The 16,101-nt window shown below is 72.1% G+C and carries 16 protein-coding genes; 6 read left to right on the top strand and 10 right to left on the bottom strand.

Annotated features, from left to right (window positions below):
* The first annotated feature begins 282 nt into the window (after positions 1 to 282).
* Positions 283 to 468 carry a hypothetical protein gene (locus tag ACIGJO_RS34820; protein WP_399965263.1) on the top strand — a complete coding sequence of 62 codons (186 nt, stop codon included), beginning with the start codon at positions 283 to 285 and terminating at the stop codon, positions 466 to 468.
* Positions 469 to 713: 245 nt separating this feature from the next.
* On the opposite strand, the gene ACIGJO_RS34815 is transcribed toward ACIGJO_RS34820, so the two are convergent.
* Complete coding sequence (locus tag ACIGJO_RS34815) at positions 714 to 1,169, bottom strand: DUF2809 domain-containing protein (protein WP_399965260.1); 456 nt, start codon at positions 1,167 to 1,169, stop codon at positions 714 to 716.
* A complete protein-coding gene (locus tag ACIGJO_RS34810; protein WP_399965340.1) occupies positions 1,166 to 2,503 on the bottom strand; it encodes an MFS transporter in 1,338 nt (445 codons plus the stop codon). The genes ACIGJO_RS34815 and ACIGJO_RS34810 overlap by 4 nt, the downstream gene beginning before the upstream one ends.
* Positions 2,504 to 2,564: 61 nt before the next feature.
* Between ACIGJO_RS34810 and ACIGJO_RS34805 the strand changes: the two genes are divergently transcribed.
* Positions 2,565 to 3,557 (top strand): GlxA family transcriptional regulator, encoded by a 993-nt coding sequence (locus ACIGJO_RS34805; protein WP_399965258.1) that lies wholly within the window; start codon positions 2,565 to 2,567, stop codon positions 3,555 to 3,557.
* A gap of 98 nt (positions 3,558 to 3,655) precedes the next feature.
* On the opposite strand, the gene ACIGJO_RS34800 is transcribed toward ACIGJO_RS34805, so the two are convergent.
* From ACIGJO_RS34800 to ACIGJO_RS34790, 3 genes are all read right to left on the bottom strand, one after another.
* Entirely contained in the window at positions 3,656 to 4,705 is a 1,050-nt protein-coding gene (locus tag ACIGJO_RS34800; protein WP_399965256.1) for a Zn-dependent alcohol dehydrogenase, read from the bottom strand.
* On the bottom strand, positions 4,702 to 5,841 hold the full coding sequence (locus tag ACIGJO_RS34795) for an acyl-CoA dehydrogenase family protein (protein ID WP_399965254.1): 1,140 nt from the start codon (positions 5,839 to 5,841) through the stop codon (positions 4,702 to 4,704). The genes ACIGJO_RS34800 and ACIGJO_RS34795 overlap by 4 nt, the downstream gene beginning before the upstream one ends.
* A 189-nt stretch (positions 5,842 to 6,030) precedes the next feature.
* Positions 6,031 to 6,945, bottom strand: coding sequence for an SDR family oxidoreductase (locus ACIGJO_RS34790; protein ID WP_399965251.1), 915 nt, complete (start codon positions 6,943 to 6,945; stop codon positions 6,031 to 6,033).
* 84 nt (positions 6,946 to 7,029) lie between these two features.
* On the opposite strand from ACIGJO_RS34790, the gene ACIGJO_RS34785 reads away from it, so the two are divergent.
* On the top strand, positions 7,030 to 7,956 hold the full coding sequence (locus ACIGJO_RS34785; protein WP_399965249.1) for a cyclase family protein: 927 nt from the start codon (positions 7,030 to 7,032) through the stop codon (positions 7,954 to 7,956).
* Positions 7,957 to 8,000: 44 nt separating this feature from the next.
* Here ACIGJO_RS34785 and ACIGJO_RS34780 read toward each other — a convergent pair whose 3' ends face one another.
* The 4 genes from ACIGJO_RS34780 to ACIGJO_RS34765 all read right to left on the bottom strand — a co-directional run bounded on the left by ACIGJO_RS34780 (position 8,001) and on the right by ACIGJO_RS34765 (position 12,459).
* A complete protein-coding gene (locus ACIGJO_RS34780; RefSeq protein ID WP_399965247.1) occupies positions 8,001 to 8,582 on the bottom strand; it encodes an ATP-binding protein in 582 nt (193 codons plus the stop codon).
* A gap of 446 nt (positions 8,583 to 9,028) precedes the next feature.
* A complete protein-coding gene (locus ACIGJO_RS34775) occupies positions 9,029 to 10,081 on the bottom strand; it encodes an acyl-CoA dehydrogenase family protein (protein WP_399965245.1) in 1,053 nt (350 codons plus the stop codon).
* Positions 10,082 to 10,088: 7 nt separating this feature from the next.
* Positions 10,089 to 11,243, bottom strand: a complete 1,155-nt coding sequence (locus ACIGJO_RS34770) for an acyl-CoA dehydrogenase (RefSeq protein WP_399965243.1) — start codon at positions 11,241 to 11,243, stop codon at positions 10,089 to 10,091.
* A 10-nt stretch (positions 11,244 to 11,253) separates the two neighbouring features.
* Positions 11,254 to 12,459, bottom strand: coding sequence for an amidohydrolase family protein (locus ACIGJO_RS34765; RefSeq protein WP_399965241.1), 1,206 nt, complete (start codon positions 12,457 to 12,459; stop codon positions 11,254 to 11,256).
* A gap of 278 nt (positions 12,460 to 12,737) precedes the next feature.
* On the opposite strand from ACIGJO_RS34765, the gene ACIGJO_RS34760 reads away from it, so the two are divergent.
* From ACIGJO_RS34760 to ACIGJO_RS34750, 3 genes are all read left to right on the top strand, one after another.
* A complete protein-coding gene (locus ACIGJO_RS34760) occupies positions 12,738 to 14,267 on the top strand; it encodes a class I adenylate-forming enzyme family protein (protein ID WP_399965338.1) in 1,530 nt (509 codons plus the stop codon).
* A 176-nt stretch (positions 14,268 to 14,443) separates the two neighbouring features.
* Positions 14,444 to 15,130, top strand: coding sequence for a DUF6313 family protein (locus ACIGJO_RS34755; RefSeq protein WP_399965239.1), 687 nt, complete (start codon positions 14,444 to 14,446; stop codon positions 15,128 to 15,130).
* A 21-nt stretch (positions 15,131 to 15,151) separates the two neighbouring features.
* Positions 15,152 to 15,466 (top strand): hypothetical protein, encoded by a 315-nt coding sequence (locus tag ACIGJO_RS34750; protein WP_399965237.1) that lies wholly within the window; start codon positions 15,152 to 15,154, stop codon positions 15,464 to 15,466.
* 25 nt (positions 15,467 to 15,491) lie between these two features.
* On the opposite strand, the gene ACIGJO_RS34745 is transcribed toward ACIGJO_RS34750, so the two are convergent.
* On the bottom strand, positions 15,492 to 15,872 hold the full coding sequence (locus tag ACIGJO_RS34745; protein WP_399965235.1) for a hypothetical protein: 381 nt from the start codon (positions 15,870 to 15,872) through the stop codon (positions 15,492 to 15,494).
* Between the last annotated feature and the right edge of the window lie 229 nt (positions 15,873 to 16,101).

Genomic DNA, 16,101 nt, shown 5'->3' with positions numbered 1-16,101 from the left:
GTCATCTTCCGCCGCCCGGGTGGAACCCGATGAGGCAGCCTCACTCCCAACGGTGAATCAGCGGCCGGCAATTCGGGGTGAAAAGCGATCCCTCTGCGTTTTCTGATTTTCGGGTTGACTCCAGGCGTGCGCCATTTCCTGAGTCGTGCCCCCGCACGCCCATTTCCGGAGTCTCCCCCCATGACCTGCTCGCGCTCACACTGGAGCCCGGGGCCCACGTCCATCCCCTGCTGGTCTGCGGGCCGGCTCACCTGAAACGGAGCCGGCCGAAAAGGAGGCTTCATGGCTCTCACCAGTCAAACCAACTGGCGTTACTGCAACAAGTGCTTCGGCCTGTGGTTCAACGGAAACCCCACCAACGGCGTCTGCCCCGCCGGTGGAAGTCATACGTCCGTCGGCAGCTTCAACTATCTCCTCGTCGCTGATACCGCCAGTCTTCAGGCGGCCGAAGAGGAAAGCGACGGTTAGACGCCGCGAGCAGCGCAAAAAGAAGCGATGCCAAGCTCCACCTGAGCGGTGGATGGCCGCTGCCGCCCGCTGTCCCTGATCGTCAACCAGGTCAGCGGGCGGACTTCACCCCTTTCAAGCCGGTCCCGGAGAAGATCCGCGTCCCGGAACCGGGGCCGGGCAGGCCCCGCAAGAAGCCCGGCGCCACCGCCACCACCACCACAGCCCTCACCATCCGGCTCCGCACATGCTCGGACCGACACGTCCTAGTCGGCGGACACACCGCCCCGACCCCGGACCCGCGCGGCGCACGCGGCCCACGCCGCCCGCGCGCCGTACGCCGCCCCCGCCCCCACCGCGTACCAGAACAGATCCGGGGCGTTGAACGTCGAGCCGAGCACCAGCCGGGCCACCGCGCTGCGCGCGGACAGCTCCGCCGGTACGCCGGTCAGCTGGGCGAACTCCACCGCCCAGCTGAACGCCAGCGCCACCCCGGCCGCCACGCGCGGTCGCACCCTCGGCGCGACGAGGACCACCAGTACGTACATCAGCACCGTGTACAGCGCGTCCCCCGCGTACTTGGCGACGTCCCCGCCCGCCACCGAGCGGATACCGAGCCCGGCGGCCACGGTCAGCACCGCCGCGCCCGCCGCCCACACCCGCGTCCGTACCACCGAAGCGCCCACGCCCATACGCCCGTCCATGTCCACGCCCACCGTCATCCCTTCCGCTCCAGCTGCCGTATCGGCCGGGCCATCAGCAGCACGGCCACCGCCAGCACGCTGATCACCGCACCGGCCAGCAGCACTTCCGGCGCGCCCACCGCCTCCGCCACCGGTCCGGCCAGCGCGCGGCCCGCCGCCACCATCAGGAGCGAGCCGGCCACGTCATAGGCGTGCAGCCGGTTCAGGGCCTGGGGCGGAACATGGGTCTGGACCGTCGTCGACCACATCACCAGCCAGAACGCGAACGCCGCTCCGGCCACGAACTGCCCGGCCCCCAGCACCAACACCGGCATCGCGAGCCCCAGCACCACCAGGTTCACCACCGTGGCGGACAGCGCCAGGGCCCCCGCCGCGAGCGGTCTTCGCGGGCGCAGCCGCAGGGCGAGCAGGCCACCGGCCACACTGCCCGCGCCGTTCACCGCCATCATCACGCCGTATGTCCCCGCCCCGTGCGCCTCGGTGACCAGGACGGCGGTGAGCGGGAGCATCGGGCCGAGCACCGCGAACCCGTACACCGTCCAGACGGCGATCACGCCCCACAGCCAGGACCGGGCCCGGAACTCCCGCCACCCGTCGACGAGTTCAGCGGCGAACGTGCCGCGCACCGTGTCGTCGGCCGGGGCGGGGGCGAGCCGCATCAGGAAGAGGCAGACGCCGGACACGGCGAAGGTCGCCGCGTTCGCCATGTACACGAACCCGACGCCGGCCAGCCCGACGAGTGCGCCCGCGAAGGCCGGGCCCGCCATGGCCATCAGCGCCTCGGAGACCCGCAGGACCGCGTTGGCGCGCTGCACGTCGGAGGAGACCCTCGGCACGGTCGAGGCGACGCCCGGCTGGAACAGGGCGGCGCCGACCCCGGCGATGGAGCTGAGCGCGTAGACGGACCAGAGCGGCGGGTTTCCCGTCGCGAAGGTGGCGGCGAGCGCCGAGGCGCCGATCAGCCGGAGCACATCCGCGATGATCATCATGCGGCGCGGGGTGAACCGGTCCGCGAGCACCCCGCCGAACAGGACGAAGAACGCCAGCGGCCCCATCCAGGCCGCCAGCGCGAACCCCACGGACGACATGGGACGGCCCGCGCCGATCAGGCCCGCGGTGAGCGCCACGGGGATCATCCCGTCGCCGAAGAGCGCGACGGTACGGGCGACGAAGAAGTACCGGAAGTTACGGTTCCAGAGCTCGCCGGGGCCCGTACCGGCCGCCGCCCCCGGGAGCGCCCCGGGAAGCGGCCCCGGAGTCGGCGACGGCAGCGGCGCCGGGGGTACGGGCGGGGGCGGAACCAGGTCGCATCCCGCGCCGGAAATGGGCGCGTCGTCTCTCGGCTTCTCGATCACAGCAGTGACATGTATCAGCTTTTGGTCTATACCAGCTAGTGGGATAAGGAGGTCCGCCTTGCCGCACCGTGTAGTCGTTCTCGCCCTTGATGGGCTGCTTCCCTTCGAACTGGGCATCCCCCAAAGGATCTTCGGCCGCTCCCTCGGCATGGAGCCCCACAACAGGGGCCGGAAGCTGTACGAGGTCGTGACCTGCTCCGTCCGCCCGCCGGGCCCGGTCCGCACCGACGCGGACTTCACGATCACCGTCGAGCACGGGCCGGAGGCGCTCGCCACCGCCGACACCGTCGTGGTCCCCACCTCCTACGAGCTGGGACCCGTCCACACCGAGGGCAGACTCACCGACGAACTGGCCGCCGCCTTCGCGCTCGTCCGGCCGGGCACCCGCATGGTGTCCATCTGCACCGGAAGTTACGTCATCGCCGCCGCCGGGTATCTGGACGGGCGGCCCGCCACCACGCACTGGTCCTCCGCCGACCACTTCCAGCGGACCTTCCCGAACGTGCGCGTCGATCCGGACGTCCTGTTCATCGACGACGGCGACGTCCTCACCTCCGCCGGGGTCGCCGCCGGGATCGATCTCTGCCTGCACATCGTGCGCCGCGACCACGGCACCGCCGTCGCCAACGAGATCGCCCGTCTCACCGTCGTACCCCCGCACCGGGACGGCGGGCAGGCCCAGTACATCCACCGGCCCGTCCCCGAACCGCAGTTCGCGACGACCACCTCGGCCCGCGCCTGGGCGCTGGGGCGGCTGGACCGGCCGATCCTGCTGCGGGACATGGCCCAGCAGGAGGCGATGAGCGTACGGACGTTCACCCGCCGCTTCCGCGAGGAGGTCGGCATCAGCCCCGGCCAGTGGCTGGCCCAGCAGCGGGTGGAGCGGGCCCGGCAGCTGCTGGAGTCCACGGATCTGTCGATGGACCAGGTGGCGCGGGACGCGGGCTTCGGCACGGCGACCTCGCTGCGCCAGCACCTCCAGGCGGCGCTGGGCGTGGCGCCGACCGTGTACCGGCGCACATTCCGGACGACGGCGAAGCAGGACCACTGACCCCGCGACGGCGGGGTGCGGGCCCGCACCCCCGGCGGGCCCGCACCCCCGGCGGCCCCGCACCCCCGGCGCCCCCGGTCGCCCCCGCACCCTGGGACTCAGAACACCAGTACGCCCCGCGCCACCCGCCCGTGGTGCGCGTCGTCCGCCGCCTTGGCGAAGTCCTCCACCGGGTACGTCCTGGTCACCAGCTCGTCCAGGAGCAGCCGGCCCTCGCGGTACAGCTCGGCGTAGAGCGCGATGTCGCGCTGCGGGCGCGACGATCCGTACCGGCAGCCCAGGATCGACTTGTCCAGATACATCGACGAGACCAGGAAGGACGCCTCGGCCGTCGCCGCCGGGACGCCGAGCAGGATCGCCTGGCCGTGCCGGTCCAGCAGGTCGATCGCCTGCCGGATCAGTTCGGTGCGGCCCACGCACTCGAAGGCGTGGTCGGCACCGTTCGGCAGGATGTCCCGCACGCCCTCGGCCGAGGTCAGGAAGTGCGTGGCGCCGAACTGCCGGGCCACCGCCTCCTTCGCCGGGTTCGCGTCGACGGCGACGATGGTCAGGGCACCCGCGATCCGGGCCCCCTGGATCACATTGAGGCCGATGCCGCCGGTGCCGATGACGACGACGGTCTCACCGCGGTCGACCTTCGCCCGGTTGAGTACGGCGCCGACTCCGGTGAGGACCCCGCAGCCGATCAGGGCCGCCGAGGTCAGCGGCAGACCGGCCGGGATCTTCACCGCCTGTACGGCCTTGACCAGGGTCCGTTCGGCGAAGGCCGAGTTGGAGGCGAACTGGAACAGCGGCTTCCCGCCCCGCGAGAACGGCCGCCCCGGCCTGCCGATCGCCTTGCGGCACATCGTGGGGCGGCCCCGGTCGCACTGCGCGCAGGCCCCGCAGTTCGCCAGTGTGGACAGCGCCACATGGTCCCCGGGCGCCACATGCGTCACTCCGGCACCGACGGCCTCCACCACCCCGGCGCCCTCGTGGCCGAGGACCACCGGCGCGGGAAAGGGGATCGTGCCGTCGATCACGGACAGATCGCTGTGGCACAGACCCGCCGCGGCCACCGCGACCAGCACCTCGCCGGGAGCCGGGTCGCGTATCTCCAGGTCGTCGACGACCTCGGTCCGCGTGCCGTCGAAAACGACGCCTCTCATCTCGGCTCCCTCGGTAGGCCGAGCACCCGCTCGGCGATGATGTTCCGCTGGATCTCGTCCGAACCGCCGTAGATGGTGTCGGACCTGGTGAAGAGGAACAGGCGCTGCGCTTCGTCGAGTTCGTACGGGTGGTCCTCGGACCACGCGGCCGGGCCGACGGCACCCGCCGCCCCCTTGATCAGCACGGCCAGTTCGCCGAGCCGCTGATGCCAGCCGCCCCACAGCAGCTTGGCCACACTGGGGGCCCCGGGGTCGTCCGTGGCGCCGAGGGTGCGCAGGGCGTTCCAGCGCATCGTCCGCAGCTCGGCCCACTGGCGTACCAGCCGCTCCCGCAGTACGGGGTCGGTGACGGCGCCGCTCTCCACGGCGGCGCGCACCACCCGGTCCAGCTCGGCGGCGAACCCGATCTGCTGGACCAGCGTGGACACCCCGCGCTCCAGGGCCAGCAGCCCCATCGCGACGGACCAGCCGTTGCCCTCGCCGCCGACCACCTCCGCGGCGCGCGCCCCGTCGAAGAAGACCTCGTTGAACTCGCTGGTCCCCGACATCTGGCGGATCGGCCGCACCTCGATACGGCCCGGCTGGTCCATCTCGACCAGCAGCAACGACAGCCCCCGGTGGCGGGAGGAACCGGGCTCGGTGCGGGCCAGGACGAAGCACCAGTCGGCCTCCCGTGCCAGCGAGGTCCAGATCTTCTGCCCGGTGACGACATGGCCGCCCGCCCCGTCCCGCACGGCGGCGGTCCGCACCCCGGCGAGGTCGGAACCGGCGTCCGGTTCGCTGTACCCCTGGCACCACAGCGTCTCGCCGAGGGCGATGCCGGGCAGGAAGCGCCGCCGCTGCTCCTCGGTGCCGTACGCGATCAGGGTCGGGGCGAGGAGGTTCTCGCCGATGTGGCCGACACGGGCCGGGGCTCCGGCCGCGGCGTACTCCTCGGCCCAGACGACCTGCTGGACCAGGCTCGCGCGGCGGTTGCCGTAGCCGGGCTCCGGGGTGTCCCAGCCGAGGCCGATCCAGCCGTCCCGGCCGAGCGCGCGTTCCCAGGACCGGGGGCTGTCGGCCGGGAGCCCCGCCGTGAGCCAGGCGCGGGCCCGCGTGCGGAACGCCTCGTCCTCGGGTCCGAAACCGAAGTCCATGCGTGCCTCCTGTTTCTGTACGGGGGTGGCCCGGGTGCTCCGGGCCAGACGGCCGGACCGGGCGGACCTGAGCCGGCCGGACCGGGCGGGGTGACCGGTCGCTGCGCCGGCATCGGCGCGAGCAGTGCCGTGCGGTAGGTGGTGTGCGGTCAGTGGCGTGCGGTCAGTGCCGTGCGTCAGTGGCGGGGGTCAGCCGTTCGGGCGGGCGCCCGCCTTGGCGGCCGCCGCCATCTCCTCCAGCCGGGCCAGCATCGGCATCGGGTCCACCCCCACCGTCCCGGGCAGGAAGTCGGCGATCTTCTCGGGGGTCCAGGCGCCTTCCGCGTACCCCGCCCGCAGCTCCCTCGGCTGGGCCCAGACCGCGATCTTCGGACCCGCGATCGTGTACACCTGGCCGGTGATCCGCTCCGCCCGCGCGCGTTCGCTCAGCAGGTACACGACGAGGGCCGCCACATCCTCCGGCTCACCGATCTCCGCCAGTTCCATCGGCACATTGGCGGACATCCGGGTGCGGGCCACCGGGGCGACCGCGTTCGCCGTGACGCCGTACTTGTGCAGCCCGAGCGCCGCGCTGCGGACCAGCGAGATGATCCCGCCCTTGGCCGCGCTGTAGTTGGCCTGGGCCACGCTGCCCTGATGGTTGCCGCTGGTGAAGCCGATCAGCGTGCCGCCGCCCTCCTGCTTGCGCATCACCGCCGACGCGGCGCGGAACACCGTGAAGGTGCCCTTGAGATGGGTGGCGAGAACCGGGTCCCACTCCTCCTCGGACATGTTGAAGAGCATCCGCTCGCGCAGGATCCCGGCGACGCACACCACCCCGTCGATCCTCCCGAACCGCGCGAGGGCCGTGTCCACGATCCGCTGCCCGCCCGCCATCGTGGAGATGTCGTCGGCGACCGCCACCGCCTCCCCGCCCGCCGCCTCGATCTCCTTGACGACGGCCCGCGCGACCTCGCTGCTGGGCTCGCCGCCCTCGATGGAGACGCCGTAGTCGTTGACGACGACCTTCGCGCCCTCGGCGGCGGCGGCGAGTGCGACCGCCCGCCCGATGCCGCGGCCGGCCCCCGTGACGGCCACCACCCTGCCTGCCAAGAAGTTCCCCATGCCCGGCCCCTTCCCGTAGTTTCTGACGGACCGTTAGATTTTACGGGTAGTCAGATACTCCGGCACAAGCCCCAGGAGGTCCCCATGTCCCTGCCGGCCGAGTTCCACGAGATCGCCGAGCGCGTCAACAACTGGGGCCGCTGGGGCGCGGACGACGAGATCGGCACCCTCAACCTGATCACCGACGAGGTCGTGCGGGAGGCCGCGGTCACCGTCCGTACCGGCCGCCGCGTCGCCCTCGCGCTGCCGCTCCAGCAGGACGGCGTCCAGAGCGGGCTGATCCCGGGGCGGGTGAATCCGCTGCACACGATGGTCCAGATCAACCAGGAGCTCTTCGGCCCCGGCACCGTCGCCACCAGCGACGACGCCGTCACCATGGGGCTCCAGGCGGCCACCCACTGGGATGCGCTCACCCATGTCTCGCACAGCGGGAAGATCTACAACGGCCGCCCCGCCGCCTCCATCACCGCCCACGGCGGCGCGGAGTTCAGCTCGATCGCCGCCGTGCCGCACCTCGTCTCGCGCGGGGTCCTGCTGGACGTGGCCCGCGCCCGGGGGGTGGACCGGCTGCCGGGCAGCCATGCCGTCACCCCCGAGGACCTGGAGGCGGCGGAGGAGTTCGCGGGCCTGCGGGTCCGGGCCGGGGACATCGTGCTCGTACGGACCGGGCAGGTGCAGGTCCTCCTCGCGGGCGACAGACACGCCTACGGCTACCCGTCACCCGGTCTCTCGGTGCGGACGCCCGAGTGGTTCCACGCCCGCGATGTGGCCGCGGTCGCCAACGACACCCTGACGTTCGAGATCTTCCCGCCCGAGATCGAGGATCTGTGGCTGCCGGTGCACGCGCTCGACCTCGTCGAGATGGGCATGCTCCAGGGCCAGAACTGGAACCTCGAAAGCCTGTCCACCGCCTGTGCGGAGGAGCGGCGCCACGCCTTCCTGCTCTCGGCGATGCCGGAACCGTTCACCGGGGCCACCGGAACCCCGGTCGCCCCGGTGGCGATCCTGTAGCGGCCGATGCCGGTCGCGGGCGGCGCGCGAGGACGCGCCCCCCGTTACGAGTGGTTCGTGAAGACGCACGAGGGCGCGCACGGCACGGCACCGTGCATGCCGCCGTGCGTGCCACCGTGTCCGCCACCATGAGGCACGGCGCCGGACACGCCCCGGGGCCCGAAGTCCGCCTCGGGCGCGGTGCGGGGCCCGGACTGCTCCTGGATCACCGGGGGCCGCACCGGTACGCACCGGTCGACCTCGCACCAGATCCGCTTCCCCGCGCCCTCGGGCTGCCAGCCCCAGCGGTCCGCGAGACCGTCCACCAGCTCCAGGCCGCGGCCGTTGGTGTCGTCGCCCTCCGCGTGCCGCTGGAGCGGCGGGCGGTCACTGGCGTCGGCCACCTCGACCCGTACCGTTCCGGCCCCGCCCCCGGCCGAGCCGAAGAGCATCCTCAGCACGGCCGGACAGCCGGTGTGGACGACCGCGTTGGTGACCAGCTCCGAGATGAGCAGGATGAGCGTCTCGGCGAGCGGTTCGTCGTCCCCTATCCCGGACCCGACCAGGCGCGAACGCGCCCATCTGCGGGCCCGCCCCACCTCCGCGGGATCCGGCCCGACCTCCAGCTGAACCTGAAGCACCTGCACCGCTCACACCATCCGAACCGGCGGACACATCGCCTCGCGCCTCCTCAGGGTCACGGAACGTGATTCCCTTGCGAGACAGCATGGTTGACGTACAGTCACCGCAACAAGCGCTTCGGGCATATTCCAGCGCGAAGGAGTACGCATAGTGCATACTGTGCGACGCACGTTGCGGGGAGTCGAACGAGAGCGCGCCGACGCTGCGGAAATTGCCTCCCGGGCAGGCCCGGCGCACCTCCCTGGACCGTGCGCGGGGCACCTCTGCCGGACGGGAGGCGCCGCACAGGCCGCACCCGGATCGCCCGGTTCCAGAACCACTCGCACCCGACGGAGCGTACCCGAGCCCGGCGCCGACTCCGGCCGGTGACGACCGCGTGCAGGACACGACCGGGTGTCGGAACGTCCCGGCTGCGCTGCGTCACACCCGTTTCCTCCCGCCCGGCCGACCGCTACACACAGCCGCCCGGGGCCCTGCCGGGCGGCTCCGTACGGCCCAGATCGTCCGCCAGGATCTCCTCCGCCTCCGCCGCGGTGTGCGGGCGGGCCGCCCGCACCCAGGCCCGTTTCAGGTGGAGGTGAACATCTGCTTCCCAGGTGAAGCCCATGCCGCCGTGTACCTGGAGGCAGTCCCGCGCGTTGCCCACGGCCGCCTCGTCGGCGAGCAGCTTGGCCCCCGCGATCTCCACCGCGTCCGCGGTCACGGCCGCCGCGTACACGGCGACGCGGGCCGTCCCGACCCGGGTCAGCATCTGGGCGCAAAGATGTTTGACTGCTTGGAAGGAGCCGATCGGGGTTCCGAACTGTTCGCGTTCACGGGCGTGTTGAACGGCCATTTCCAGCGTCCGGGCGGCGCTGCCGAGCTGTTCGGCGGCGGTCAGCACGGTGGCCTCGCCGCGCAGCCGTACCGCGTCGGCGGACAGCGGCTCCCCCCGCCCGGCGGGAGAAACCACCCGGTGGAGCGGGGTGAGGGGGTCGAGCGACCGTACGGGGCGGGCCGCGCGCACGAGCGCGCGCAGCGGCTCCCCGGTCAGCACCCGGACGTCCTCCCCCCGCCCCAGGACGAGCAGCGCGTCGGCGTCCGCGAGATCCGCCACGGTCCCGCCGTCCCACTCGCCCCGTCCGCCCGGGTATCCCCCTCCGCCCCGCCCGTCTCCTCCGCCCCCGCCGTCGTACGCCACGGCCACCGCGGCCCGCCCCTCGGCCGCGCCCTTCACCGCACCGGCGGCGAGGTGGGTGCCCACCAGGGGGCCGGGCAGCAGTACCCGCCCCGCCTCCTCGAAGAGCAGCACGGCCTCGGGGAGACCGAGCCCCACCCCGCCCTCGTCCTCCGGCAGCCGCAGCGCGAAGAACCCGGCCGCGCCGAGCTCCCCCCACAGCTCCCGGCCGACCCCCTCGCCCCGGTCCAGGACCGCCCGCATCCGGTCCCTGCCGAAGCGGCCGGCGAGCAGTTCGCGCACGCCCGACCGCAAAGCCCGCTGATCCTCCGAAAGCTGGAAGTCCACAGTCCGCTCAGCGCCCCTTCGGCAGGCCGAGTATCCGCTCGGCGACGATGTTCCGCTGGATCTCCGAGGTGCCCGCGGCGATCGTGTACGACAGGGAGGAGAGCCGGTCCAGGACCCACTCCCGGTCCAGATCGAGGCCGTCCGCGCCCAGCACCTCGGCGGCCGCCCCGTACAGCTCCTGACGGGCCCGCGAGTAGCGCAGCTTGAAGACGGAGCCGCCGGTCCCGGGGACCCCGCCACTGCGCTGCGCCTCGCCGACGTTCCACTGGGTGAGCCGCCACAGCGCCCGGAACTCCGCGTTCAGCCTGCCCAGCCTGCGGCGCAGCACCGGATCGTCCCAGCGGCCGTTCGCGCGTGCGGCGGCCGCCAGTTCGTCCAGGGTGCGGCGGCAGGCGACGACCTCGCCGACGAAGGCCGTACCGCGTTCGAAGGAGAGGGTGACCATGGTGACCCGCCAGCCGTCGTTCTCCTCGCCGACGCGGTGGGAGAGCGGCACCCGGACCTCGTCGAGGAACATCTCGGCGAACTCGGTGGATCCGGCGAGGGTGCGCAGCGGACGGACGGTGACCCCGGGCGCGTCCATCGGCATGGCGAGCCAGGTGATGCCGCGGTGTTTCGGAGCCGCCGGGTCCGTGCGCACGAGCAGTTCGCACCAGTCGGCGACCTCGGCGTGCGAGGTCCAGATCTTGCTGCCGCTCACCACGTAGTCGTCGCCGTCGCGGACCGCGCGGGTGCGCAGGGCGGCCAGGTCGGAGCCGGCGTCCGGCTCGCTGAAGCCCTGGCACCAGATCTCGTCCCCGCGCAGGACCGGCGGCAGCCAGCGGGCCCGCTGGGCGGCGGTGCCCTCGGCGGCGATGGTCGGCCCGGCGTGCAGCAGCCCGACGAAGTTCGCGCCGACGTACGGGGCTCCGGCCCGCTCCGTCTCCTCCAGGAAGATGAGGTGCTGGGTGGGCGTGGCGCCCCGGCCGCCCGCGTCGGCCGGCCAGTGCAGCCCGGCGTACCCGGCGTCGTACAGCGTCCGCTGCCAGAGCGTGTCGTACGCGCGTCGGGCGGGCCAGTCGTCGGGGGACGGTTTCGCGGGCAGCCCGGGGAGCACCGAGGCGAGCCACTCCCGCAGCCTCGCCCGGAACTCCGCCTCTTCCTCCGTGTACGCGAGATCCACGCCCGGCGCCCTACTTGGCCCGGTCCCGGTCGAGATCCAGACCGAGCATCCGGATCGCGTTTCCGCGCATCAGTTTGTAGACGGTCTCCTCGTCCAGTCCCTTGACGTGGTCGAGGGCGACGTCCTTGGTGTGCGGGAAGGTCGAGTCGACGTGCGGGTAGTCCGTCTCGAAGGTGGCGTTGTCGCGGCCGACGACATCGAGGGACGCGATCCCGTGCTTGTCGCGGAAGAAGCAGCAGAACATCTGCCGGTAGTAGTACGTGGACGGCGGCTCGGGGATCAGACCGCGCACCCCGCCCCAGGCCCGGTGCTCCTCCCAGACGTCGTCGGCGCGCTCCAGGGCGTACGGGATCCAGCCCATCTGGCCCTCGCTGTACGCCAGTTTCAGCGTCGGGAACTTCACCAGGACCCCGCTGAAGAGGAAGTCCATCATCGAGGCCATCGCATTGTTGAAGGAGAGCGACGCCTGCACGGCCGGGGGCGCGTCCGGGGAGGCGGCGGGCATCTGGGAGCTGGAGCCGATGTGCATGTTGACGACCGTGCCGGTCTCCTGGCAGACGGCGAAGAACGGGTCCCAGTAGCCGGTGTGGATGGACGGCAGCCCCAGGTAGGTGGGGATCTCGGAGAAGGTCACCGCGCGCACGCCGCGTGCGGCGTTGCGCCTGATCTCCGCGACGGCGAGGTCGATGTCCCAGAGCGGGATGATGCAGAGCGGGATCAGCCGGCCGCCGCTGTCGCCGCACCACTCCTCGACCATCCAGTCGTTGTAGGCGCGCACACAGGCGAGGGCGACCTCCTTGTCGTGCGCCTCGGCGAAGGTCTGCCCGCAGAAGCGCGGGAAGGTGGGGAAGCAGAGGGACGCCTCGACATGGTTGAGGTCCATGTCCTTGAGGCGTTCGGCGGGGTCCCAGCAGCCGGGCCGCATCTCCGCGCGGGTGATGCCCTCCAGGGTCATGTCGTCGCGGTCGAAGCCGACGGCGGCGATATTGCGCTTGTACGGGAACTTCAGGTCCTCGTAGATCCACCAGTCGGTCGGCGGCCCGTCCGGGTCCATCGTGATGACGTACTTGCCTCCCGTGTACGCCAGCTCGCCGATACCCGCGGTGAGCGGCTGCGGCCCGCGCTCGCGGTACTTGGCGGGCAGCCAGGTGGAGAAGAGGTGCGGTGGCTCGATCACGTGGTCGTCGACGCTGACGATCCGAGGCAGTTCCGTCATGGTGTCCCCTTCGGCGCGCCCGTCCCCTGTCACGATGACCCGGCGCCCATATCTGATGACCCGTCAGATTCAGTTGCGCACCCAGGCTAGCCCCGCACCCCTGGACCGACAAGGCGCAGCGCTCTACGCTCTCCGGACTATCTGACTAGTCGTCAGTTCAGAAGGGGATCACCGTGGGAGCCGTGAACGACGCGAACACCGGCAGCACATCGACGGACGGCGCGGACGCGGCCGGAAGCGCGGAGGCGGCACGCAGCGCGGCGGACCTCGCGCACGCGCTGGGCGCCTCCCGCACCTTCTGGGAGCTGATCGAACGCCGCGCCGCCCTGACCCCGGACCGCCCCGTGCTCCTCCAGGGCGAGCGCCGGCTGACCTTCGGCGAGCTGCGGGAGCGCTCCGAGCGGGTCGCCGCAGGGCTGTACGAGCGGGGCGTGCGCCCCGGCAGTGTGGTCGCCTGGCAGCTGCCGACCCGGCTGGAGACGGCCCTGCTGTCCTTCGCGCTGACCCGGCTCGGAGCGGTGCAGACCCCGGTCATCCCGTTCTACCGGGACCGCGAGGTCGGCTTCGCGCTGCGCGAGTCACGGGCGGAGTTCTTCGCCGTACCGGGGCTCTGGCGCGGCTTCGACCACACGGCGATGGCACACCGGCTCGCGGCGGAACTGGAGCACCCGCCGCTGGTCCTCGACGCCTACGACTCGCTCCCGGACGGCGATCCCTCGCTCCTGCCGCCCCCTCCCGCGCCCGCCGACGGGGAGGCCGTGCGCTGGATCTACTGGACCTCGGGCACCACGTCCGACCCGAAGGGCGTGCTGCACACCGACCGCAGCCTGATCGCGGCCGGATCCTGTCTGGCGCACGCGCTGCGCCTGTCGGCCCGGGACGTGGGCTCGATGGCGTTCCCGTTCGCCCATGTCGCCGGCCCGGACTACACGGTGATGCTGCTGCTGTATGGCTTCCCCGCGGTGATGTTCGAGCAGTTCGCGCTGCCGGACGCGCTGGCGGAGTACCGGCGCCACGGGGTGACGGTGGCGGGCGGATCGACCGCGTTCTACTCGATGTTCCTGGCCGAGCAGCGCAAGGACCCGGGCCACAGGCTGATCCCCACCCTGCGGCTGCTCGCGGGCGGCGGGGCGCCGAAGCCGCCGGAGATCCATCACGCGGTCGTCCGTGAGATGGGTGTCCTGCTCACCCACGGCTACGGCATGACCGAGGTCCCGATGATCACCATGGGCGCCCCGGACGACACGGCGGAGAACCTCGCCCTGACGGAGGGCCGCCCGCCCGCCGGCATGGAGATCCGGATCACCGACGAGACCGGCGAGCCGCTCCCGTACGGTGCGGAGGGCGAGGTACGGCTGCGCGGCGAGGCCGTGTGCCGGGGCTATCTGAACCCGGACGCGTCGGCCCCGGCCTTCGACTCCGAGGGCTTCCTGATCACCGGCGACGTCGGCCGGCTCCAGGAGAGCGGCCACCTCACCCTGACCGGCCGCCTCAAGGACATCATCATCCGCAAGGGCGAGAACATCTCCGCCAAGGAGATCGAGGACCTGCTCCACCGCCACCCCGGCGTGGCCGACGCGGCGGTGATAGGCCTGCCGGACCCGGAGCGCGGGGAACGGGTCTGCGCGGTGGTCGAACAGCCCCCGGGGGCAGCCGCCCTGACACTGGCGGAGATCGCCGGCCACCTGCGCGCCGAGGGCCTGTCGGTGCACAAGCTGCCCGAACAGCTGGAACTGGTGGACGCGCTGCCGCGCAACGAGACGCTGCACAAGGTGCTCAAGTACCGGCTGCGGGAGCGGTACGCCTGATCCGGCGTCCCCCGCCGCACTCACGCGGGGGGATTTCCGCTACCGCGTGGCCCCGGGAGGCAGGCCGTCTCGCCCTGCCCGAGCCCGTGTTACGGAATTCATATGTGCCTCCCACCCGGCAAGCGTCAGACTGAGCGCATTCACCGTGACGGCGTGAAAAGCCCAGGAGAGCGCCTTTGCCCACCTCGTACCTCCATCCCATCCCCGTACCGGCCGACCTGACCCCGGCACCCAACCCTCCTGGATTCTGGCGTCGGTTGAAACGGCTCTGGCGGTCGCGCAAGGCCTTGTCCGGTCTCACCCAGTGGATCATCGACTGGGGGATTCCGTTCGCCGCCGGTGTGACGCTGCTGTTCTTCTACGCGGCGCGGGCCGACGGCGCCGGTGGCGTGTACAAGGTGTTCACGCTCATCGACCCCCCGGACCATGTGCTGCTCTGGGTCGCGTCCCTCGTCGGGTGGCTGCTCGTGCCCGCGATCATCGGTGGTGTCGCGGGCCATGTGATCGCCACGCGCATCCAGAGCGTGAAGGCGATCCCCACCAGCACGCTCTTCAAGCAGCGCACCCTCGGGCAACGCCTCAAGCCCCCCACGCAGATCGACTACCTGGGGCACTACTTCCGCGGCTCCAGCTCCGACGCGGACAAGGACTTCGTGAACGCCTTTGTCCGGGTCGCCCACCGCAACGACTGGCAGGAAGCACAGGACCACTGGGAAGTGATCATCCGGGACACCATGTCCACGCCGCAGTACGCGGACCTCGACCGGCACGAGTGCTTGCGCCAGGCCCAGGACATGACCCGGATCCACCTTCGGCCCGCGGCCCTTCTCGGCCAGTGCCTCGTCTGCCACGCTCGCCGCTGATGCTACTGACAGGGGGCTCCGATGCGGGCTGAAAGCGCGATCGAGATCGCACGGGCCTCACTGGCCCTGGCCTTTCCCGATGCCACGCAGGAAGGGCTGACACGGGCGGCCGAACTGGTCGTTCGATGGGGATCCGAGGGTGTCGGAGTCTCCCTGGCACCGGACTTGGCCGAGCGCATGCTCCAGGACCTCCTGGCTGTGACGCACCAGCAGCCGGAACTGTTCATGGGTGAACGCGAGGACGAAGCACGGGCGGACCCGGCGCCCTACCGTGTCTGGACACGGCCCGAGGAGGGCGAGGACCTGTCGCCGCCGATGGCACCGCGCCGCGGCTGAGGGCCCTCCCGGCCCGGACGGCTTCCTACAGCGCTTCCATCTCGGCCTGGAGGTCCGGGTCGTCCAGGCCCGGCAGGGTGTAGCCCGCCCGTTCGTCCCACTCGACATCGGCGTCGTCGATCGCCACGTGCCATGCGGCTTCGGGGACGGCCCGGCGCAGCTCGGTCATCGAACCCAGCAGATGACCGAGCTGCGGGAAGAGGCGCGCGGGTTCGAAGGTGAGCTTGGTGGATCCGGCGAGGATCTGCTCGGGCTCGTCCCCACCCGTGTCGTACAGGTGGAGCCCTTCCTCGTCGTCGTACGGATACGTGGCTCCGCGGGCGCTCACGATCCGCTGGACGGCAGTGGTCTCGGCCGGGCTCAGGGGTGTGTCACGGCGGGCCGAGTAGTAGAGGGAGACGCTCATGGGTGGAGCGTAGAACGCGGCACTGACAACGCCTGGTTCGGGCACACGGGGGGCGGGGGGGGGGGCGGGGGGGGGGCGGGGGGCCCCCCCCCCCCCCCCCCCCCCCCCCCCCCCCCCCCCCCCCCCCCCCCCCCCCACCCCCCCCCCCCCCCCAAAAACCCCCCCCCCCCCCAACCCCCCCCCCCCCCCCCCCCCCGGGGGCCCCGCGGGGCCCCCCCAACACCAAAAA

The sequence above is a fragment of the Streptomyces sp. NPDC079020 genome (assembly GCF_044542225.1).
Taxonomy (GTDB): Bacteria; Actinomycetota; Actinomycetes; order Streptomycetales; family Streptomycetaceae; genus Streptomyces.
The sequence above is the reverse complement of the archived record's forward strand: the minus strand, read 5'-3'. Positions and strand labels throughout refer to the sequence as shown.